Source organism: Tundrisphaera lichenicola (assembly GCF_051175385.1).
GTDB classification, from domain to species: Bacteria; Planctomycetota; Planctomycetia; order Isosphaerales; family Isosphaeraceae; genus Tundrisphaera; species Tundrisphaera lichenicola.
In genome coordinates, this window is the sequence record NZ_CP195106.1 from 1,918,357 (window position 1) to 1,941,203 (window position 22,847).

The 22,847-nt window shown below is 62.9% G+C and carries 14 protein-coding genes; 7 read left to right on the top strand and 7 right to left on the bottom strand.

All coding sequences use genetic code 11. The annotated features are described in order from the left end of the window. Window positions 1-108 precede the first annotated feature (108 nt). From P12x_RS07535 to P12x_RS07555, 5 genes are all read right to left on the bottom strand, one after another. On the bottom strand, window positions 109-3,708 hold the full coding sequence (locus P12x_RS07535; RefSeq protein ID WP_435010256.1) for a hypothetical protein: 3,600 nt from the start codon (window positions 3,706-3,708) through the stop codon (window positions 109-111). Window positions 3,709-4,016: 308 nt separating this feature from the next. Then, complete coding sequence (locus P12x_RS07540) at window positions 4,017-4,790, bottom strand: RNA polymerase sigma factor (protein ID WP_435010257.1); 774 nt, start codon at window positions 4,788-4,790, stop codon at window positions 4,017-4,019. A 429-nt stretch (window positions 4,791-5,219) separates the two neighbouring features. Beyond that, the gene (locus P12x_RS07545; RefSeq protein ID WP_435010258.1) at window positions 5,220-5,603 is read right to left on the bottom strand and encodes a VOC family protein; all 384 of its coding nucleotides are present in this window, start codon (window positions 5,601-5,603) and stop codon (window positions 5,220-5,222) included. Window positions 5,604-5,740: 137 nt separating this feature from the next. After that, entirely contained in the window at window positions 5,741-6,208 is a 468-nt protein-coding gene (locus P12x_RS07550; RefSeq protein ID WP_435010259.1) for an EVE domain-containing protein, read from the bottom strand. An 81-nt stretch (window positions 6,209-6,289) separates the two neighbouring features. Beyond that, a complete protein-coding gene (locus tag P12x_RS07555) occupies window positions 6,290-7,837 on the bottom strand; it encodes an MFS transporter (protein WP_435010260.1) in 1,548 nt (515 codons plus the stop codon). Between the two features lie 179 nt (window positions 7,838-8,016). On the opposite strand from P12x_RS07555, the gene P12x_RS07560 reads away from it, so the two are divergent. The 5 genes from P12x_RS07560 (at window position 8,017) to P12x_RS07580 (ending at window position 15,604) form a co-directional block, all read left to right on the top strand. Then, on the top strand, window positions 8,017-11,082 hold the full coding sequence (locus P12x_RS07560) for a PSD1 and planctomycete cytochrome C domain-containing protein (protein ID WP_435010261.1): 3,066 nt from the start codon (window positions 8,017-8,019) through the stop codon (window positions 11,080-11,082). A 10-nt stretch (window positions 11,083-11,092) separates the two neighbouring features. After that, window positions 11,093-12,556 carry a DUF1501 domain-containing protein gene (locus P12x_RS07565; RefSeq protein ID WP_435010262.1) on the top strand — a complete coding sequence of 488 codons (1,464 nt, stop codon included), beginning with the start codon at window positions 11,093-11,095 and terminating at the stop codon, window positions 12,554-12,556. Between the two features lie 557 nt (window positions 12,557-13,113). Then, window positions 13,114-14,244 carry a DUF1559 domain-containing protein gene (locus P12x_RS07570; RefSeq protein WP_435010263.1) on the top strand — a complete coding sequence of 377 codons (1,131 nt, stop codon included), beginning with the start codon at window positions 13,114-13,116 and terminating at the stop codon, window positions 14,242-14,244. 332 nt (window positions 14,245-14,576) lie between these two features. Further along, window positions 14,577-15,056: a hypothetical protein gene (locus P12x_RS07575; RefSeq protein ID WP_435010264.1), complete on the top strand. Its 480-nt coding sequence runs from the start codon at window positions 14,577-14,579 to the stop codon at window positions 15,054-15,056. Between the two features lie 65 nt (window positions 15,057-15,121). Next, window positions 15,122-15,604 carry a hypothetical protein gene (locus P12x_RS07580; RefSeq protein ID WP_435010265.1) on the top strand — a complete coding sequence of 161 codons (483 nt, stop codon included), beginning with the start codon at window positions 15,122-15,124 and terminating at the stop codon, window positions 15,602-15,604. Between the two features lie 25 nt (window positions 15,605-15,629). On the opposite strand, the gene P12x_RS07585 is transcribed toward P12x_RS07580, so the two are convergent. Next, window positions 15,630-17,093 (bottom strand): DUF1501 domain-containing protein, encoded by a 1,464-nt coding sequence (locus P12x_RS07585; RefSeq protein ID WP_435010266.1) that lies wholly within the window; start codon window positions 17,091-17,093, stop codon window positions 15,630-15,632. Beyond that, complete coding sequence (locus P12x_RS07590) at window positions 17,083-19,692, bottom strand: PSD1 and planctomycete cytochrome C domain-containing protein (protein WP_435010267.1); 2,610 nt, start codon at window positions 19,690-19,692, stop codon at window positions 17,083-17,085. The genes P12x_RS07585 and P12x_RS07590 overlap by 11 nt, the downstream gene beginning before the upstream one ends. A gap of 577 nt (window positions 19,693-20,269) precedes the next feature. Between P12x_RS07590 and P12x_RS07595 the strand changes: the two genes are divergently transcribed. Next, window positions 20,270-21,967: an N-acyl-D-amino-acid deacylase family protein gene (locus P12x_RS07595; RefSeq protein ID WP_435010268.1), complete on the top strand. Its 1,698-nt coding sequence runs from the start codon at window positions 20,270-20,272 to the stop codon at window positions 21,965-21,967. Between the two features lies 1 nt (window position 21,968). Beyond that, complete coding sequence (locus P12x_RS07600) at window positions 21,969-22,835, top strand: hypothetical protein (RefSeq protein ID WP_435010269.1); 867 nt, start codon at window positions 21,969-21,971, stop codon at window positions 22,833-22,835. The last annotated feature ends 12 nt before the right edge of the window (window positions 22,836-22,847 follow it).

Genomic DNA, 22,847 nt, shown 5'->3' on the forward strand with positions numbered 1-22,847 from the left:
CGGGGAAGTCGAGTCGGATGAGGGATCCGGAAGAGCGTTCGAAAAGCAAACACCCCCTCGACCTTGAGCGGATCGCGGGGGCGTTCGGTCTTCAACAGGAGGGAAGATTTAGACTTGGGGGAGGTTACGTGCCAGGAAGTTCGCAGTGAAGTTAGTTCCTGGGGCTCCCCCGGGCGTACCCACCAGTCGAATCCCCTGGACGTTCGTGATTCCCGTCGGGGCTGTGCCCACGACGACCAACCGGTACGTCTTCGACTTGGTCAAGGGCTCAACCGGCACAATCCGCACCGAGTTGCTATTCTTGTCGTAAGTCGCGGAGACGATCGTGACTCGCCGATTCCTGCCGTTGGGGGCGGTCTCGTAAAGCTGGAAGTTCGATCGTCGAGTCGCCGTCGTCGCGTCCAATGGAGCGCTGAAAGTGATGACAAGCTGGCTGTTCTTGCCCGACCCGGCCACGCCGATGACCCTCGGGCCTGCGGGAATGGGCACGGGCTGGACCAGTACCGCGCCGTAGGCGAACGAGGCGGGCAAGCTGGGTACGTCGGGAGTGTAGACGCCCCCGTAATTGAAGAGCGGTCCCGGCTTGGTGGGGACCACGACGATGATGAGTTTCGCCGTGGCGCCCGGGGCCAGGGTCCCGATATTGGCCGTGATGATCCCGTTGACCGGCGTGGGGACGGCCCCCTGGGTGGGAGCCGCTCGGACGAAGATCGCATTGGTCGGCAGGGCGTTGATCATCGTCACGTTGGTCGCCGGGGAGGTCCCGGTATTGGTGACGGTGAAGATGAAGAGCTGGATCTGTCCGACCGTCCCGACCTGGGGAAGGACCGCCGAAGTGAGCTTCAATCCGACGTTCGGGGCCGTGACGATCGTGCTGAGGCTGGTCGAGTTGTTCCCGGGGACCGGGTCGTACTGGTTCCCCGAAACGTTGGCCGAGTTGGTGATCGTCGCGGCGACGGTGGGCCGGACAATGATCGTGATCGTTGCCGAGGCACCGGAGGCGATCGTGCCCAGGTTCCCGGTCACGAGCGTCCCACTGACGGTCGGCGTCCCTCCCTGACTGGCCATGACGCTGATCAACGTGGCCGAGGCCGGGAGGAAATCATTGACCGTCACGTTGGTCGCGGTGGCCGGCCCATTGTTGACCACCGTCACCGTGTAGGTGAGATTCGATCCGATCGTCCCGGCCGAGGGAGAGGCAACCTTGATAATCGACAGATCGGCGTTGTTGTTGATCACCGGAGGGGTGACGGTGACGGTCTGGGTGGCTTCGTTGTTCGAGTAATCCGGATCGAGGGTCGCGCTTGAGGCTCCCGCCGTGTCGACCAGAGGCCCTTGCTGCGAGACCGTCCCGATGATCCTCACCGTCGCCGTCGCGCCCGGTGCGAGCGTCCCGAGAAGGGCCGAGGCGACATTGCCATTGAGTGTGGCGGTTCCCAGGCTGGTCGTGACCTGAACGTTGACCAGGCTGAGCGGTAAGGTGTCGAAGAACTGGACATCCGTGGCGGGGGATGCCCCGTTGTTCACGATCGTCGCGGTCAGTGTCAACTGGCTCCCTTGCGGCAAGGAAGTGGCCGACGAGGTCAGGCTCACCGCGACGTCGGCCTGCGGCACCGAGTTGGCGATCGGGAAGTTGGTCGAGAATTCCGACGTCGAGTTGTCCGGCCCGGTCATCGTGGCGCTGTACGCGATCAGATTGACCGCCGAGGACGGGAACGAAGGATTGAAAGTCGCCAGTCCGGTGCCGTCCGTCGTAACCGTCACGGTCCCGAGATAAATCTGGCCTGGTCCGAATCCGTCGGGATTCACGGGAGCGTTCGCGGCGCTGCCGAAGATGTCGATCGCGTAAGTCGTCGAGGGCAGTCCCCGGACGACGCCTTCGAATGTGTAGTTCCCGGCTGTCACGACGGCCGAGGTTAAGAACAACGAAGGGGGCAAAGGAACGCCGCTATTGTTCAGGTCGATCCCGGGCAGCGTGTTGCCATAGATCGAATTGCCTCGGATCGCGAGCCCGGTGATCCCGGTTGGATAGCTCCCGCGAACGACGATGTTCGCTCCCCCGCTACTCGCAATCGTGTTAGCCGCACCGGGTTCGGTACCGCCGATGGTCAGGTTGATGGCCAGGGGGGCAGTGGGGGGTGTCGTCGGCCCCGCGAGGGCCAGGACGATCCCACTCCCACCGTTTGGCAAGTTACCCAGAAGGTCCGGGGTCCGCCCGATCGAATTGCCCTGGACCAGATTGCCGACGTTGGTGCCGAGCACCAATCCATCGGAGAGATTGCCCGAGATGATATTTCCGGCACCGGCGGCGGTCCCGCCGATGGTCGTGTTGGTGACGTGGAGCGAGATACCCGTGACGTTCCTGAGGGCGGCATTGGCCGGGAGGTCGGCCGCAGAGTTGAGGAAGGCTCCGACGTAGTTCCCCTGGATCAGGTTGGCATCTCCGGTCAGGTCGAGCCCGACTCCGGAAGTTCCACCACTCCCATTGCTTGCGGAGATAACATTCCGGGCCTCGGGCGTGGTACCGCCGATGGTCGTCCCGCTGGCACCCAGGAGTATCCCGAGACTATTCGGCACCGCAACGGAACTGCCCGGCCCCGCCAGCCCGATCGTATTACCGGCGATCAGACTTGAGGTCACGTTACCGGTGATCCCGACGAAATTGCCCGAGATCACGTTCCCGGCCCCGGCAACGGTCCCGCCGATCGTGTTGGAGGAGACATTGTCGGTATTCGATCCACCGGGCGTCCCGAAATAAACGCCATAAACATTTCCGACGGCGGTCGTCGTCAGGCTGCCCGTACCCCCGGTGATATCCGTCCCGATCAGGTTACCCCGGACCGAGATCCCTCGGGCATTGGTTTGCAAGAGAATCCCGATTCCATCGGTACCGTTAGGCCCGATATTGCCCGAGATAACGTTGCGTTCCGAGGTCGCCAAACCGCCGATCGTGTTGTTCGCGGAGGCGACCACTACCCCGTAATGGTTCCCGACCCGGTCAAAGCCGGTCGCGTCGGTGCCGATCAGATTGTTCACTAACCGGTTAGCCCCCGCCCCGCTACCGGTGATCAGGACGCCGGCGTTCAGGTTGCCCGAGATCACATTGGTGTTCGCGGCTCCAACGATCCCAACGTTGTTTCCGGAAGTGGTCAGGACAACCCCGTTGAAATTGGGACGTGCGGTGTGTCCGTCGGGAAGAACGCCCAGGTAAGAGCCCTGGACGGTGAGGTTACTGGTCATCGAGGACACGAGGATTCCCGAACCACCCGTCGTCCCGCTCGCGGCGAAACCCACGATCGAGAGCGCCTTGACGATGCTCCCGGTCCCCGAGGAGAAACTCAGGCCGTTCGCACCCTGACCCGCGTTGGTTCCGTCGATCACCACCACTGGCGAGGGGTTGTTGATCGAGAATCCCGGTTCCGTCGACCCGTCGATCACCACCGACCGGGTTAGTGCTGGCAAAGGTGATAGCAGCGAGATGGTCTGCACGCCGGAATTGGCGATCTGAAATTCGATCGAGTCGGCACCCACCGCCGAATTTGCGTTGACCGATGTGATCGCGTCCCTCAGCGAGCCGGGGCCGCTATCGAGGTTGTTCGTCACCGTGAACAGCGCCAGGAGTTCGCGAGACTCCAGGAGATCGAATCGAGGGCGACGGGACAGGGTCCGCCGGACGGGAAAAACGGGCCGGCTGGCTCGTCGGAACATCTTTGATAACTCCCAGTTGTGCGTCTTAGAGGGCTTCGGCGCATGACGCACCGCTGACCCGGAGTCGATCGAACTTGACGAACCGGTCCAGTCGGGGGGGGACCTCGCTCGATGCGATCAGTCTAACCCCCTGCACACCCGTTTCAAGTCGAATCTATAAATTGGGAGCCTTGCGTAGATTCCGGCGACGTTCGCGATCAAGTAGACCTTCCTGTCCAGAATTAGGCTGGAAGGTCGGGAGATGGCGAAGTAGACAAGCTAAGGAGTTGGCGCAGTCGAGGGGAGAGAGGATGAGGTGGGTCAAGCGATCAGTCGAGGAGATCGGAAACCAGGGCGTCGCGAAGTTTCTGGAGGGCTCGTGTCTTCTCGTTGCTCACCGTCTTGGGTGCGATGCCCCAGTGCTGGGCGATTTCGGCGGGAGTCTCTCCCTGGAGTGTCGCCTGAATTAGCGCCGCTTCTCGGGGATTGAGGGCGGATCGAATCGCTTCCTGTAAGGTGCTCTGCCAGTCCGATGGCCGAGAGTTATCGGCGCGATAAAGTGAGGCGGCATCGAGTGTCTGGAAGGTCCGCTCTCGCTGGGCCCGCTTCTTGATGGTATCGATCGCCCGGAAGAAATCCGGCCCGTCGGCGGTCTCGCGGCTCAGGACCTCTCGAATCCCGGACTGGCCGACTTCCGAGAGCAGGCGGTCGAACCGATCGCGTCCCATCCCCTGTAGGAGTGTCGCATAGACGGCCTGAGTGCAGTCATCATGCTGTTGGACCGAAATACCGGCGCGGAACCAGGCACGGGACAGATAGCGGTCCATCTGCCGTAAACCGGCAGAGACATCCGCCTGATCGATCGGGGCCAGGTCGGCCTCGGTCGAGAGCAGATCGGCAACCCTCGAGGAGTTCAGCGCGGCGTCCCAGGCCTGGTCCGGGATCGTCGGGACGACCGGTACGCTCGGGAACGCAAAAGTCGATTGCTCGACGACCAACCCCATCGGCGTCTCTACGCCGACGCTCAGATGACGCAAGGCCTCCAGGGCCTCGACTCCAGGCCGGTAGGATCGTCGAATTTTGCCGCGATCCTTGCCGTCCACGGTCGATGCTTCTCCTTTCCGGCCGAACCTCGATCTTCTCGATCAATCCTCATCCGCCCCGTCCCAACGGCGCGGCAAGGATACAGAAATGACTCTCTTACGGCGAGAGCAGCATCAAAGCGACCTCAAAGAAATGATATCATGCATGAAGGCGTACAGGCAAGCCTGCCCAATTGTTCTAAGCTAAGAAGGCATTCTGCTTATAAACTGTAGAGTTCACTCCTAACCGATCATGGAAACTCTCGATCATGAATCCTTCTACCTTGATTGTTAGGATCGCAGAATCCGTCGCCTTCAACCGATTAATTTCGCTTTCGATCGCTTTTCTGTCGAGTCGCCAAGAAGAACCTAAGCCGTGGACCGAAAAAAAGACGAGTGTAGGACACGAATTTTGGAGCGGAAACGAAATTATTTAGGCGGTCAATCTGATCAGCCACCGAGGGGCTTCTTCCTTCGGACGATCTGAAGTCGATTCCCCTCGGGGTCTCGGAAGAAAGCGGTAGTCATCGAGTCATTGTCGACGAAGGTCTCGTTCTCGAAGACCAGACCTCGGGCTTCCAGCTCCGACCGGGTGGCGAGCACGTCCTCGACGAGGAATGCGATGTGGCTGGAGTAGCGTTGGTCGACGACTGGTGAGCCCTCGGGTCGTCCGATGATCTCCACGGCGAATCCTGCGTTGTCGGCCAGGAAGTAACCGGGCGGGGTCCCTCGTCCGTTGTCGAGGATCACTCGAAGCCCGAAAACTTCTTCGTAGAAATCCTTCAATGCTGCGGGATCTGCGGCGAAAATCGCGACATGCTCGATCCGGGACATGGTAGGTAATCTCCGGGAGGCTAGCGTAAGTCGATTCGAATTAGCCTGTTAGGGATTTCGGATTTCTGACCGATTTCGCAGGAATCCCCTGCAAGTTGGACTTGAACTTCCTGGATTAATCCGCGGATTCCGAAAGATTATCGGGACTCGGCAAGTTCGAGAACGGCGGCCCACTCGGGTTCTCGGACCGGTTGGACGGAGAGCCGACTTCCCTTACGGAGCAACTCCATCCCGGCCAGTTCGGGGATCTCACGGAGTTGGCCGAGGGTAATGACCGGGTCGATCGGTCGAACGGCCCGGATCGAGACCTGATACCAGGTCGGGGACTCGGGACGACTCTTGGGATCGTGATGGTCGGCCGAAGGGTCGAACGCCGTCGGGTCGGGATGACCGGCCTCGACCACCTCGGCGATCCCGACGATCGCGGGGGGATCGCAGCTGGAATGGTAATAGAGGATGCCATCGCCGACCTGGATGGAGTCGCGGAGGAAGTTCCGGGCCTGGAAGTTACGGACACCATCCCAGCCCGTCGTCCGACCGGGGGCCTCGCAAAGGTCGGCGAAAGAGAAGCAGTCGGGCTCCGACTTGAACAACCAGTAGGCCATGATCGCGATCGTCCCGGTTCGAGTAAAGTCCGAAGGGCGGAATGATTCCGCGCCGGGCGATCGGCGTCAACCCCGGGTCAATCAGTGATCCATCGCGGGAATCGGGGCAAAGTCGACCTCAGGAGCCTCGGAGGGACGATCGATCCGGGAGACCGCTCGACCGGCGGCGAGTCGAGAAGCGCAGAGGATCGCGACCACAGAGAGCCCGAGCATCTGGAGGAAGACATCGCGAAGGGTCCGCCCGAGCGCCCCCTGGACGGCGTGCAACTGTTCGATCGAGAGTAGCTGGTGCGTCTCAGGACGGAGCGCGGCGACCACGTCGATCCCGCTGGCCCCCGCCGAGGCGAGTCGTCGGGAGAATTCGAAGGCCAGGGTCGCTCCGAGCATTCCCACACCCAGGGCTCCACCCAGGACCCGGCTGAAGGTGACGGCCCCGGTGGCCACCCCCCGCCGGTTCCAGTCGACCTCGTTCTGGACTCCAAGGATGCAACATAAGGAAGCCGGGCCGAAGCCCAGGCCGATCACCACCAGCGAGACCTGAAAATACCGGAGAGCCTGAGTCGGTCGATCCGCCCCCAGGGCCAGCCCGCACATTCCTAGCGCGAGCATCCCCATACCCACGACACCCGTGGTCCGGAAGCCGAAGCGAACCACGACCTTGGCTGCCAGTGCCACGCTGATCGCCCACGAAAGGAAGAGTGGGGTGATGACCTCACCAGCCTGCGTTGCCTTGCCCCCCAGGACCCCCTGGACATAGAGCGGGACATAAGTATCGATTCCGAACAGGAGGGCCCCGATCAGGAAGCTCCCGGCGATGGCCGCCGCGATCGAGGGTCGGGTGAACAGGTCAGGAGGAAGGATCGGGTCACTCGCCCGATACTCCACGACAACAAAACCTGCCAGAATTGCCAAGGCGACCGATCCCAGCCCGACCACCGACCCGATCGAGGCCGAGGGGCCTCGGAGGATCGCAAGCAGTAACAAGGTCGATCCGCTCGCCAGGAGCCCGGCCCCGGCCCAGTCGATCGGTTGGGACCTGGCCTTCTGCACATCCTCTTTTACGTGGCAAACCAGGACCCACATCGAGAGGATGGCGCACGGAACGGTCACATAGAAGACCCATCGCCAGGAAAGATTGTCGGTGAGATAGCCCCCGAGCCAGGGACCGGCCACGCTGGAGATACCCCAAACCGCGCTGAAAAGCCCCTGGACCCGCGCTCGCTCTTCCAGCGTGAACAGGTCTCCGAGCATGGTCAGGACGATCGGGCCGATCGCCCCGGCACCCAGTCCTTGAACCACTCGCATGGCAATCAGCTCGGGCATCGTCGACGCCCGACCCGAGAGGACCGAGCCCAGGGTGAACAGGCCGAGTCCGAACAGGAGGACCCGGCGACGACCCCAGAGGTCGGCCAGCTTCCCGTAGACGGGGGTGGTCACGGTCGACGCGAGAAGATAGGCCGAGAAGACCCATGGATAAATGTCCAGCCCCTTGAGCTGGGCGATGATGCTGGGCATGGCGGTCGAGACGACCGTCTGCTCCAGGGCGGCCACCCCCATCGCCAGCAGGAGCGCCGCGGTAACCATCCTCCGGCCCGGCCTGGCATCCTTGCTCGACCCGATTTCCGCCATGTCTTCGCCCGCCCCCGTACACCAACCAACGTCGCGCCACAATTCGCATTCTAGCGGACTCGCCAAGGGCTCGGAGGGTTCGGCCTGAGCAGACCCGGCTTCGACCGATCGGGTTGCAGTCCCCGCCCCGGACTGCTCCAATGAAACGAGCGATCCCACCGAGAACCGGAGACTCGACCATGATCCGCCGGAGATTCTGGCCGGACCCCCGCCTCGTCCTGGCCTGGTGGGTCATCTCGACGGTTGCCTTGGCAGATGGGCCGGAACGGTCGGGGAGGGTCGACTTCGATCGAGACGTCCGGCCGATCCTCTCCGACACCTGCTTCCCCTGCCACGGCCCAGACAAGGCCCGACGCAAGGCCGACCTAAGGCTCGACACGCGTGAAGGAGCCTTCCTGGGGGTCGATGGTCGGCATCCCTTCGAAGCGGGGAAGGTGGATGAGAGTGAAGCCCTCCTGAGAATCAGCTCGGATGACCTAAACGAGCGAATGCCTCCGCGGGATGCCCGCCGCCAACTCTCCGCCGCCGAAATCGAGACTCTCCGCCGATGGGTGAGGGAAGGGACCGAGTGGAAAGAACACTGGTCGCTCTTGAGACCCCGCAGACCGGTTGTTCCCACCATCAAGGAACCCTCTCGGGCGCGAAACCCGATCGATTCCTTCGTCCTCGAACGCCTCGATCGCGAAGGGATGTGTCCCTCGCCCGAGGCCGACCGGACGACCTTGATCCGCCGGGCCACGCTCGACCTGACCGGCCTACCACCCACCCTCGACGAGATCGACTCTTTCCTGAAAGACACGAGTCCCGACGCCTTCGAAAAAATCGTCGACCGCCTGCTGGCCTCGCCCCGGTACGGTGAGCGTATGGCCCTGGCCTGGCTCGATGCGGCTCGCTATGCCGATACCAATGGATACCAGGGAGACGGTACCCGGACGATGTGGCCCTGGCGCGACTGGGTCGTCCGCTCCCTGAACGAGAACCTCCCCTTCGATCGCTTCACGGTCGAACAGATCGCCGGAGACCTTTTGCCCGAGGCGACTCAGTCCCAGCGACTCGCCACCGGGTTCCACAGAAACCACATGCTCAACGGCGAAGGGGGAAGGGTCCCCGAGGAGTCTCGAGTCGACTACGTCGTCGATCGGGTCGACACCACGTCCACCGTCTGGCTAGGCCTGACCATCGCTTGCGCCCGGTGCCACGACCACAAGTTTGATCCGATCACACAGAAAGAATATTACGGACTCTTCGCCTACTTCAACAATTTGCCCGAGTCGGGCGGAGTCGACCGGGGCGGTAACGCCGCGCCCGTCATGAAGGTGATGACCCCGGAGTCCGAAGCTCGGCTCGCCGAGCTTCGGGTCGCTATCGAGGCCGCGAAGGCCCGACTCGACGCAGCCTTGCCCGAGATCGACGCGGAGCAAGCCGAATGGGAACGGAGCATTAGCGATCCATCCCCTTCCTGGATCGTGGCCGACCCCATCTCTATCTCGTCCAGGGCCGGGGCCACACTGACCCGGCTTGAGGACCGATCGATCCTCGCCGGAGGGGAAAGCCCCTCCACCGACGTCCACGAGGTTGTCTTTCGGACCGATCAGGCCCACTTGACCGGACTCCGGCTGGAGGCCCTCTCCCACGAGTCACTCCCCTCTCTGGGACCGGGACGAGCCCCGGAAAACGGCAACTTCGTCCTGAATGAACTCGAAGTCGAAATCGTCTCCCTCGACGCACCATCCCAGATCCAGAAGATCGCGTTCGATGGACCTCAGGCCGACTTCTCACAGCCCGGCTGGGACGTCTCGGGCGTCATCGACGCCGACCCCGCTTCCGGATGGGCCGTGATGGGTGCCCCCAGCCGCGATCTCACGGCGACTTTCCCTTTCAAAACCCCGGTGGGTTTCCCCGGAGGAACCGAGCTTCGCCTCCGCTTTCATTATGAGTCGAAGCACGACCAGCACACGATGGGCCGGTTTCGGCTCTCGACATCGAGCGATCCCCTCTTACCTCCCCAGGTAGCTCAGGCGCTCGCTATTCCCTCCGACCGACGCGACGAAACGCAACGCGCCTCGATCCGCGAACATTACCGGCTTCATCTCTCGGCCCGATATCGGAAGATCGAAGCGGAACTTGCCGCCGACCGTCAGTCTCAGGGGGACTTCGAGAAGTCCATCCCCGAGGTCATGGTGATGGAAGAGCGGCCCGAGCCTCGACCCTCGGCCATACTCATCCGCGGGGCCTGGGACAAGCCCGGCGAGCCGGTCCAGCCCGGGGTCCCGTCCCGGCTCATTACCCTGCCCAGCGATGCCCCTCCCAATCGCCTGGCCCTGGCCCGATGGCTCGTCGACCCCGCCCATCCACTGACGGCTCGCGTGGCGGTTAACCGAGCCTGGCAGACTTTCTTCGGGGTCGGGCTGGTGAAGACCTCGGAGGATTTCGGAGTCCAGGGCACACCTCCGAGTCATCCCGAACTGCTCAACTGGCTGGCCGTCGAGTTCGTCGAACATGACTGGGACGTAAAGGCCCTTCATCGGTCGATCATCACCAGCGCAACCTATCGCCAGTCTTCGAAGGTCACCCCCGAGGCCTTGGAGCGCGATCCGGAGAATCGGCTGCTCGCCAGGGGGCCGCGTCATCGACTGGCATCGACCATCCTCCGGGATCAGGCGCTGGCCCTTGGAGGGCTCCTGGTCGAGAAGATCGGGGGCCCTCCCGTCTTCCCGTATCAACCTCCCGGTATCTGGGAGGAGATGAGCTTCGGGAAGATTCGCTACCAGCAGGACCACGGCGAGGGGCTCTACCGACGGAGCCTCTACACCTTCTGGAGGAGGACCGTCGGCCCACCCGACCTCTTCGACGTGGCCGCCCGCCAGGTCTGTACCGTCCGCCAGCCGACGACGAATACACCATTGCAATCGCTGATCCTCCTGAACGACGTGGCCTACATCGAGGCCGCCCGAGGGCTGGCAAGTCGACTCTTGAACCAAAGGGGGCCCACAGTAGAGGACCGCGTGGAACTGGCCTTTCGAATGTCCACCTCCCGGAAGCCGAACAAGGCCGAGCGGGAAGTCCTGATCGACGGCCTTCGTCGCCAGCTCGACCACTATCGGGCCGATCCCGAGGCCGCGCTCATGCTTGTCTCGATCGGTGAGTCCCCCCGCGATCCCGGCCTCGACGTCCCCGAACTGGCCGCTTACACCGTCCTGGCCAGCACCATCCTGGGCCTGGACGAGACCATCACCAAGGAGTGAGGAGCGTCCCATGGACCCCCGGATCGAGTACCACCAGGCCGAGACGAGACGCCAGTTCTTCGGCCGATCGGCCATCGGGCTGGGGACCGCCGCCCTCGCCTCGCTCCTCGGGCGTGACCTCCTCGCCGGGGCCGAGGATGGCCCCGTCGGAGCCTTGCCCGGCCTCCCGCACTTCGCCCCCCGTGCGAAACGGGTCATCTACTTGATGCAAGGGGGTGCACCGTCACACGTCGACCTCTTCGACTTCAAGCCCGAGTTGATCCGACGCAGGGGCGAAGAACTCCCCGAGTCGGTCCACCAGGGGCAGCGGCTGACCACCATGACCGCCGGCCAGAAGAGTCGCCCCCTCCTGCCGGGGATCACGGGATTCCGACAGTATGGCGAGTCGGGGGCCTGGCTCTGCGACTTCCTCCCGCACACGGCCTCGATCGCCGATGACCTCTGCTTCGTCAAGTCGATGCACACCGAGGCGATCAACCATGCTCCTGCCGTCACCTTCCTCCTGACGGGGGCCGAACAACCCGGTCGCCCCAGCCTCGGTGCCTGGCTCTCGTATGGATTGGGTAGCCTGAACGAGAATCTACCCAGCTTTATCGTCCTGACCTCGCGCGACCGCGAGGCTTCGTGCGGGCAACTCTTCTTCGAGCACTACTGGGGGAGCGCCTTCCTGCCCTCCAAATACCAGGGCGTCAAGCTTCGATCCGAGGGCGATCCCGTCCTCTATCTGTCGAATCCCCCGGGTGTGGATGCCTCGACCCGTCGAGGGCAGCTCGATGACTTGGCACGGCTCAACCGGCTCCGCCTGGAGGAGACGGGCGACCCCGAGATCTCGACACGGATCTCCCAGTACGAGATGGCCTTCCGGATGCAGACCTCGGTCCCCGAGTTGTCCGACGTCTCGAACGAGCCGGCGAGCGTCCTGGAACTCTACGGGCCAGACGTCCTCCGGCCCGGCTCGTTCGCCCGGAATTGCCTGATGGCCCGCCGTTTCGCCGAGCGTGGCGTCCGACACATCCAGCTTTTTCATGCCGGCTGGGATCAGCACCAGAATCTACCCACCCAGCTCGAGATCCAGTGCCGAGACACCGACCAGCCCTCGGCAGGCCTGGTGAAGGATCTCAAGAGGCTCGGACTCCTGGACGAGACTTTGGTGATCTGGGGCGGCGAATTCGGTCGGACCGTCTTCTCTCAGGGCGACCCCAACGCCAAGACCTATGGCCGGGATCACCACCCCCGCTGCTTCACGATCTGGATGGCCGGCGGAGGGATCAAGCCCGGCCTCTCTTACGGCGAGACCGACGAATTCGGATACAACGTCGCGAAGGACCCCGTTCACGTTCACGACTTCCAGGCGACTCTTCTTCATCTTCTCGGAATCGACCATACCCGGCTGACGTACCGCTCCCAAGGACGTGAATTCCGCCTGACCGATGTCCATGGACGGGTCGTTCATTCTGTACTTGGACGAAGTTAAGATCGATCTCATCGCGTCGAGGGGCGTATTGTCCAAAGGGAGGGGGCGGCGTCGTCAGCGGCCCGCTCCGAGCTACCGATTATCGATCAGATTTAATCATTCCTGAAACCATCACGTGACCCGGTTTTGCCGATCGCACGCAATTGACGTTACGAAATCGGACCGCGTTGAGCTCGGCACCACCGATCGGCAGAATTTCACATTCAGCCGAATGAAATATTCTTGACTTACTCTTGTCCTCCGAATAGCCTAGCGTCCGTTCAAATCCAATGCTGCGGGATCAATCTCCCGTTCTGCCATCGGTCCGGATTCTTCTTTTCCGAGACTGTCCCAACGACCGCGACACAGCAGAGACCCGACGACAAGTCGGGCTGAATTGTCGATCTGTCCGATCGGTTATCCAGGCGAGTCTCATCCACCCGTGATCGCCACGGTCTGGATTGACCTCTCACGGGTTACGCTCTCGGGGCTTGTCGCAAAGGATTCGTCCGCGCCTTGGGTTATGAACCCCTCTCCGCGTTTCACGTCCTTTTCAATTCGACGAAGAAGGATCTGTCATGCACACATCACATTTTAGACGAGTCAGAGCAGGCTTCACGCTCATTGAATTGCTGGTCGTGATCGCGATCATCGCGGTCCTGATCGCCCTGCTGCTGCCGGCGGTGCAGGCGGCACGAGAGGCGGCCCGCCGAACCCAGTGCGTCAACAATCTGAAGCAAATCGGCCTGGCGATGGCGAATTATGTCGACACCGTCGGCACTTATCCCCCCGGCGGTATCACCCTGAATGGCGATCCATGGGCCGCCGGTGCTAACTCGCTCAGCTGGCGAGCCTTGATCTTGCCGCAGATCGAGCAGAACAACACGTATAACGCGATCAACTTCAGCGTGAACGCGAACAATGGAGGTGCGGCGGCGGCCGCCATGTACACCGCCTACACACTCACGTTCAACTCGTTCCTCTGCCCCTCGGACGGAGAGAATCAGGGCGGCAAACTCCCCAACGGGCAGGTCCCCGGCGGCAATCCCAAGGGTCAGTTCTGCAACCAGGTGACCGACATCAATACGGGCCAGGTCACGGCCTGGACCCCGGTGTCGAACTACGCGGGGAGCTTCGGCGACAATTATTGCGGCGGCGTGCTCTGCGGCAACCTCCCCTGGGAGACCCCGTGGAACGGCAGCCCTGCCGTCGGCCAGCCTAGAATTGGGTGGAACGGCTACTGGGGGACGAACTTCGGGCCGCCCGACGGATTCACCAAGGGTGCCGGTAGCATGCGTGGTTTCTTCGACTATCGTCTCACCCAGGCCCCGCCGACCATCGCCAGCGTGACCGATGGCACGAGCAACACGGTCATCGTCGGCGAGATGATGCCGAGCCGGGCGGCCGACAGCAACTTCTGGTTCCAGAATGGCGGCCTGGCCGGGATGACGGTCCCCGTCGGCTGGAATAGCAACACGGTCGATCCCAGCAGCTCTAATTGCAACAACAACTGGCAGGGTGCTTCGGCTCCCCTCGGTTGCCGATTCGGTGCCGCAGCCAAGGGTTTCGTGAGCCTCCACCCCGGCGGGGCTAACTTCGCCTTCGCTGACGGCTCGGTTCACTTCCTCAAGAAGAGCATCAATATGGCCACCTACTGCGCCCTCGGCAGCCGAAATGGCGGCGAAGTCATCTCGGCCGACCAGTACTGAGCCATCCTCCAGCGGTACTCGGGAGGAGCGTCGTTCGCCCTCCCGAGAGTTCCCGTTCCCCGGGTTCTCCTCCATGTTTTGCGACTGCGGAACCTGGATATTTCGAGGGTCGATGGAGTCGATCGGATCGAGGAAAAGTGGAGTCGCATCGGTGACTCTCACATCTACTCTCGATCCGTGGGCTCGTTGACATTACCACCCCGACGCCCGTTCGCAACGCATCCCGATCAATTTCGCGGGAGTCATCGGGGATAACTGATTCGCCTTGCCGGGGCCTAGGCATTCAACCCGGGCATCCGGCTCTCAGCCTTCAATTCAGGATAATCGAAGCCATGATCACGCAAAATCATCCGGGATTTCGGCCCGCTTTTCTCGCCTCATTGTCATTCTTCGCTTGCCTCGGTTGTGGAGACGACACCGATCTGGGCAAACGTTATCCCGTGAAGGGGATGGTGATATTCAAGCAAGAGCCGGTCAAGGCCGGTACGATCAATTTCATCCCGACCAGTCCCGACGGACGGCCCGCTTCGGGAGAAATCGTGGATGGTTACTATACGCTCACGACCCTGGCTCCGAACGATGGGGCACTCCCCGGGAAATACAAGGTGACCGTGGTCTCCAAGGTGGTCGACACCAAGGAGATGGAGGCCATCGCCAAGGGCGGCCAGTTTCACCACGACAAGACATTCCTCAAGGCCACCAAGAACGCCAAGTCGCTCGTCCCTTCCAAGTACAGCCTCGCGGACACCTCGGGGCTGGAGAAGGAAGTCAAGGAAGAGTCCAACAAGATCGACTTCGAACTGACCGAATGAGTCCGGACCGTCCCTAGGACCGAAGGCTTGGCCCCCATCCCACGGACACCTTCAGGTACTCATTCATGGATCGATCGATCCGCTCCGGCCTTCCACTCCTCGCCCTCGCAGTATCGATCGCCTTCTCCGGGTGCCCTGCGGAGTATGAGGAACTCGAGCAAGTCCTGACGGTCTCGGGGACCGTAACCTATCGGGACAAACCGGTGAAACTGGGCGCGATCCACTTCTTGCCGACCCAGTTCGGAGGGATCCCGGCCTCTGGCAGGATCGTCGACGGGGAGATCCAGGAAGTTTACTCAAACTCTCCGGGTGATGGGATCAAGCCTGGGAAATACCGGATCTCCATCTCGGCTTACAACGAAGAATTCCTGAAGACGACGAAAGCGAGGGATTTCCAGGGGCCTGAAATCGAGGATGTCACGAAAGGTGCGGACATCCTCAAAGACAGCAAGCTGATCCCCACTCGCTACAGCAACTCGCTGGAGTCGGGCCTGATCGAGGAGATTTCCCGGAATCATCACAGGCTCGACCTCAAGCTGGTCGATTGATCCACCGAACGGCACGACCCCGGCGTTAAACCGCAGGGGTCGATGCCAGGATCTCCCGGACGACCCGGGCCGAGTGGCCATCGGTCAGGCGCTGTTCTCGACCGTTGGCGTGGTAAACCAGTTGCTCGTGATCAAGCCCGAGCAAATGCAGGACGGTAGCCTGAAAGTCGTTGGGTGTCACCACATTTTCGACGGCCCGATGGCCCACTTCATCCGTGGCCCCGAAGGTCATGCCCCCCTTGATCCCCCCGCCAGCCATCCAGATCGAGAAACCCTGCCCGTTGTGGTCGCGACCGGCCGAATCGTCCAGGGTCCCCTCGCTCACCGGAAGTCGTCCGATCTCGCCGCCCCAGTGGACCAAGGTCGTGTCAAGTAGGCCTCGTTGCTTCAGATCTTTAACCAGCGCGGCGGCGGGTCGATCGGTCCTCCGGCAGATGCCAGGGAGCGATGTCTTGATCGAGCTGTGGTTGTCCCAGGGCTGTCCGCCGAGGAAGAGCTGGACGAACCGGACCCCTCGCTCGACCAGTCTCCGGGCGATTAAACAACGGGTCCCGTACTCGCGTGTCTCGTCCTGATCGAGACCGTAGAGTTTCTTGATGTATTCGGGCTCGTTCGAGACGTCGAGAGCCTCCTTGGCGGCGGTCTGCATCCCGGCGGCCAGTTCGTAGGTCTTGATCCGAGCTTCGAGGTCGGCCTCGCCCGGATGCCGCTCCAGGTGGCTTCGGTTGAGACGATCGAGGAACGCCAGGTTCCTCGCCTGGACCTCGCCTCGGAGTTGTGGAGGGGCGTCGAGGTTCAGGATCCTCGGCTCCTGGGGGCGGAGGACCGTCCCCTGGTAGAGCGGCGGCAGGAACCCGCTTTCCCAGTTGTGCGTCCCGTCGACCGGATGCCCTCCCGGGTCGGACAGGACCATGTAAGCGGGCAGTTCCCGCGACTCGCTCCCGAGTGCGTAGGTGATCCAGCTTCCCAGGGTGGGACGGCCCGTGACCCCGGCGACTCCCCCGTGGAAATAGCGGATCGAGACCTCGTGGCCGTTGTGCCCGGTGTGCATGGATCGGAGGACGCAGAGGTCGTCCGCGATCCCCGCGATCTCGGGAAGCAACTCCGAGACCTCGGTCCCGGATTGGCCATGCTTGGCGAACTTGAACGGCGAGCCGAGTAACTTCTTGCTGGCCCGATTCACGAAGCTGAACTGGACATCACCCCCGTACTCGGTCCCGTGGTGCTTGGTCAACTCGGGCTTGGGATCGAGGAGGTCGACATGGGACGGCCCGCCGTGCATGAACAGCGAGATCATCGCGGTGGCCTGTGGCGTCGACGGTGGCCGACGAGGGCTGAGGTCCAGCGGGAGGTTCTCGCCGGGCTTCTTGGGCGTGTCGGCCAGCAGTCCGTCCGCGTGCAGGAGGTGGGCGAGGGCGAAGGCACCGACCCCGAAGGCGGAGTTCGCCAGGAGGTCCCGCCGACTCGGATGCTTGGGATCAGTCGACATAGAGGAACTCGTTCGAGCTGAGGAGTTGCTGACAGAGCTGGGTCAGTGCCGCCAGTTCCTTCCCGTTGGCGGGAGCGTCGAGCCCCGGGCCGGTCAGGTGCTGGTCGACAAACGAGCAAGCCGCATCCAGTTCGTCGGTGGTGATCGGGCGCTGGTAGGCGAGCAACCAGGCCTGCGCGATCATCTTCGGGAGCGTGGAACCCTTCGGCCCTCTGTATTCTGCGGTCGACCAGGCGAAGGCCGAGGCCGGACCCAGGTCGAGACCGCTGGGAGTCTCGGCGATCAGTCGCTCGGCCATCGCCTTCGACTGGCCCAGGATGAAGTCGCTATTCATCAGCATCAATGACTGAGGTGCCGAGGTCGAGGCCGTCCGCCGGTCGCAGTTCACCGCCATCACCGGGAGGTCGAAGGCCGCCAGCAGGGAGACCGGGCGGGTCCGCTTCACCTCCAGATAGACGCTCCGGCGTGTGGAATCTCCCGCGGGCATCACCTGCCCGACGGTATCCTCGGCCACGCTCACGGCGGGACCGAGGGCGGTCCGGTCGAGCTTCCCGCTCACGGCAAGCATCCGATCCCGGATCACTTCGGCGTCGAGCCGACGAACCGGGTAGTGACTCAGCAAGGTATTCTCGACATCCACCGAATCCGCGCCCGGGTCGCGTCTCGAAGACTGCCGGTAGGCAACCGATCTCATGATCAGTCGGTGCATCTGCTTGAGGCTCCAGCCCCGACCGACGAGTTCGGAGGCCAGCCAGTCGAGCAACTCGGGATGACTGGGCCTCCCCCCCAGGACGCCGAAGTCGCCCGGCGTATCCACGAGTCCCCGACCGAAATGGTGGAGCCAAATCCGATTGGCGACGACTCGACCGACCATCGGATGCCGTCCATCAACCAGGTGCCTGGCATAGGCCAATCGCCGACCGGACGAGGGCAGGGCGGGGTCATCCGACGCGACCTCGAATCGTTCCCCTTCAGGGCTCGCGATGGTCAGGTCGCCGGGATTGACCGCCTCGGTTGGCCGTCGATAGTCACCCCGGTGGAAGATCTTCGTCTCCGGCAGGATGCCCGGCACTTCGTCGAGGACGCTTACGAAGTCCTCGAAAGGCTTCTCGCCGACCTTGGCGGCGACCGCGGCCTGATCCTTCTTCAATTCCTCGGCAGAAGCGGCGTCGTACTGATAGAGGACGCCGGGGCTCAGGTTCGCGCTGGGGTTGGCCGCGAGCAAGGCTTTTTGCTCGTCGGTCCTGTCTTTGTCCGGCGTCTCGAACGCCGCCTTGAGCACGGGGCGTTGCTCCTCCGGGAACTTCGCGAGTTCCTTCTCGAACGCCCGATCCACGAAAATCTTGGTCTTCTCGGCGAGGGCCTTCGATAGCTCGGCCGCCTCGGCGTCGATCGCGGCCGCCTTGGCCCGATCGGCATCGGTGTAGAGCGAGATTCGTCGCTGCACGGGCCTTCGCCAGTGTTGCGGGTCGAGCGCCGGTTCCAGGACGGCCCGGAGGCGGAAGTAGTCGGCCTGGGGGATCGGGTCGTATTTGTGGTCGTGGCATTGGGCACAGGCCACCGTCAGTCCGAGGATCGAGGATCCGAACACCTTGATCGCGTCGGCCACGACCTGGTTGGCGGCCAGGGGCTCGTCGGCCGATCCGGTGGCGGTCCCGTCCGGGGCCATCTTCAGGAACCCGGTGGCGGCCAGGGTTTCGGCCTGATCGGGCGTCAGGTTCGTCCAGGGCCGGGGGACCATCTCGTCGGCGGCGAGCTGCTCGATGAGGAAGCGGTCGAGCGGCTTATCCGAGTTGATCGCCTTGATGACGTAGTCGCGATATTTATAAGCGTGGGGACGAGGGGTGTCGTCGGAACCATTCCCTTCCGAATCGGCGTAACCCGCCACGTCGAGCCAGTGACGTCCCCATCGCTCTCCATAGTGGGGAGATTCCAGCAGCCGGTCGATCATCCGTTCATAGGCATCGGGCGAATCGTCGTTGACGAACGCCTCGACCTCCGCCCATGTCGGTGGGAGACCGGTCAGGTCGGCGCTGGCCCGGCGGATCAGGGTGGATCGATCGGCCTCGGGCGCGAAGGTCAGGCCGCGCTCCTTGAGCTTGATCAGCAGGAAGGCATCGATCGGCGAGCGGATCGGATCGGATGGGAGGCACGTGGGAGGCTCGGGATGCAGGACCAGCTGGAAGGCCCAGAAGGCACGCTCCTCGGCGGTGATCCCCAGGCCGGGCGGCAAGCTCTCGGGCTCCTCCCGAGCGGTCGATGCCCCCGAGGCTATCCAGCGCTCGATCACGGCCACCTGATCTTTCGGGACCTTCTTCTCGCCCGGGGGCATCTCGCCTTCGCGGATGCGCTCCAGCAGGAGGCTCTCGACCGGCTGGCCCGCGACCAGGGCCGGCCCGCTCTCGCCACCATGCTCGGCCGTACGTTTGAGCCGCAAGTCGAGCATTCCCTTGGGCTTGTCGCCCGCGCCGTGGCAATCCAGGCAATAAGCCTTGAGGATCGGCCGGACGTCACGCTCGAACGTCAAAGGGTCGTCGGCCCGAGCCGCCATCGAGGGCAGGAACAGCAGTGCGACCAGGGACGCCCTCAAGATGTTCATGATGAACCCTTCCAGGATCGATTCCTCAAGTTGAATTATTGTTGGAAAGAGCCAGGTTGCACAAGCCCGATCCCTCCCCACTAACGACCCATGAATCATTCGGAATGAAATCCAGTCCGAGAAAACCATGAGGAGGCCACTCGCACATTCGCGATACTGAATCGAAGGGCGACCCTCAGCGATCGCACGGGTTGTACCGTTACCGGGAGATTATTCGAGTTCTCAGCCCCCGGAATCTTCGACTCAAGCGACGACCTCATGGTCTGAGATAGTCAGAACGAAGCCATTGAGCGGCGCGGAACGAAGCCATTGCGCGGCGCGGAACGAAGCCATTGCGCGGCGCGGAACGAAGCCATTGCACGGCGCGGAACGAAGCCACCTCGCGGAACATGATAGGACGCAAGTTTTTGAACAGAAAAGGTTTGAGAATGACCAAGGTTTTTGGCGGCCAGGGCGTGAATCTGGTTGAAACCTGGATGAAGCCCTCCCGGAGAGACTTTCGCCGGGATTCCAGGGGTGGTATCGTCCGGTCGAGTGGCGGATTATCTCCGAGTGTGTCATCCCAGGGACCTTGCCCATGTTGAGACCCATCCGGTACTGGTGTCTGGGCTTCCTGTCCGTTCTGGCCCCGGCCATGCTCGCGTGCGCAGAGGACCGGGCCTTCGATCTGGTGATCCGCAACGGTCGGATCGTCGACGGGACTGGGAACCCATGGCGTTGGGGTGACGTGGGGATTCGCGGTAGCCGGATCGAGGCACTGGGGAGGATCGCCCCGGAGGTTCCGGCCCAAAGGACGATCGACGCCACGGGGAGGGTGGTGGCCCCGGGTTTCATCGACGCCCACTCGCATTCGGACTGGGTCCTCTTCGAGGACGGGGACGCCCCGGGCAAGATACGCCAGGGGGTGACGACCGAGGTCCTGGGGGAAGATCGATCTGTGGGACCGCATCGGGGCAAGCTCGCTCCGAAGGTGGTCGAGGTCCAGGGAAAGTCGACGGAATTGACCTCGATCTACGACTATTTTGGAACCCTGGAGCGCTCGGGCGTCGCCGTCAACGTGGCGACTTATGTCGGGCTCGGGAATGTCTGGCGGTGCGTGATGGGCGACTCCTTCGATCGGCCCACCCCGATGCAACTCGACGAGATGGCGACGATCCTCGAAGGGGCGATGCAGGACGGGGCACTCGGGCTCTCGACGATGCTCGCCGCCCCTCAGGAGATGGTGGCGACGACCGATGACCTGGTCTTCCTCGGCAAGGTCGTCGCCCGCCACGGCGGGATCTTCGCCTCGCACATGAGGAGCGAAGGGCTGGACGTACTCCGGTCGATCCGGGAGGTGATCGAGATCGGCGAACGCGCCAGTGTCCCGGTGGAGATCACCCACCTGAAGATCGCCGAGAAGACCCTCTGGGGTCGGATGTCCGAGATCGTCGGATTGATCGACGAGGCTCGGGCACGCGGGGTTGACGTGCAGGCGAACGTCTATCCGTATACCCGAGGCAACAATGATCTGGTGAGCATCCTCCCCCCGTGGGTACACGAAGGGGACCGCGAAGCATTGCTCGCCAGGCTCAAGGACGCAACGCTCCGCGACAGGATGAAGCGGGAAATCCGCGAGGGTTTGCCGGGCTGGTACAACCACTATCTGGCCGTCGGGGGCGACTGGTCCCGGATGCTCCTGAGTGCCAATCTGACCGGCCGGAACGACCGATTCGAGGGCCTGACGATGGACGCGATCCTCAAGATTCGCTCCGAGGGCCGGGCCCCTCAGCCCGACCCGCTCGACGAGATGTTCGACTTCCTCCTCGAAGAAGGGGGCTCGATCTCGACCATCTATGCCCACCACACCGAGGAAGATATGAACCTAGCCTTGCTCCAGCCCTGGTGCTCGGTCGGCTCGGATGGCTCGGCCCTGGCGATCGAGGGGGCTCTGCGTCGGGGGCATCCCCACCCGAGGAACTTCGGGACATTCCCGCGCGTCCTGGGCGTCTACGTCCGGGAGCGGCACCTGCTGAGCCTGGAAGACGCCATCCGGAAAATGACCTCGCTCAACGCCTCGAAGCTCGGGCTCGTCGATCGGGGGATACTCCGGGTCGGCGCGATGGCCGACGTGACGGTTTTCGACCCAGCCCGCGTGATCGACCATTCCACTTATGCCGATCCATTCCATTACAATGAAGGGATTGAGCACGTGGTCGTCAATGGGCGGATCGTGCTGGATGGAGGATCGCCCACCGGAGAGAGGCCGGGTCGGGCACTCCGACGGGGTCGATGACTTGCACGAACTCGCGAAGAAACAGGCCGGGTTCAACGCCCTGAGCCGAGATCAGTGGGACGGGTTCGCCGGGCATCGCCGGAAGGTGTCGGCGTTGCTCGGGGCCGGGGCTGAGAGAGGGCCCACTCGGCTCTGCATCCTCGGGGCGGGCAACTCCAATGACCTCGACCTCCCCGCGCTCCTGGACGCCCATCGCGAGGTCCATCTGGTCGACCTCGATCCCGAGGCGCTGGGGCGAGGGGCTGAGCGTCAACGGGTGACAAGTTCCCCATCGCTCCAGCGGCACGGCGGCATCGACCTGACCGGGCTGCTCGATTCGATCGGCCGATGGACTCCGTTTTCGCCGATCTCGGATGCGGATCTGCAAGCGATGATGGAATGGCCCGCCCGACGAGTCGGCCTGGCCTTGCCGGGGCCGTTCGACGTGGTTGGTTCGACCTGCCTCCTCAGTCAAATCATCGGTAATGCCTCATGCCAGCTCGGAGTATCGCACCCAAGATTTATCGAAGCCGTCCGGGCGATCCGGCTGGGCCACCTTCGCCTGATGGCCCAACTGGCTCGGCCTGGGGGCCAACTTGTCCTGATCACCGATGTGGTCTCTTCGGATGCACTGCCCATGCTGACTTCAACCCCGGAGGAATCGCTGATCGATCTGCTCCCGAAGCTTGCCCGACGAGGTGGGCTGATCCACGGGGTGAACCCGTTCGATTTGCTCGAGGTCTTCACGAGGGATCCCGTCCTTTCGTCCTCGACGACGGACCTGAAGCCGATCACGCCCTGGTTCTGGCGGCTCCACGCCAGGGTCTATCTGGTCTGGGCACTCTGCTGTCGGACTCGCCGTCTGGGCCCTTTCCAGGGATCGTCCTAAGCTTCGGATCTG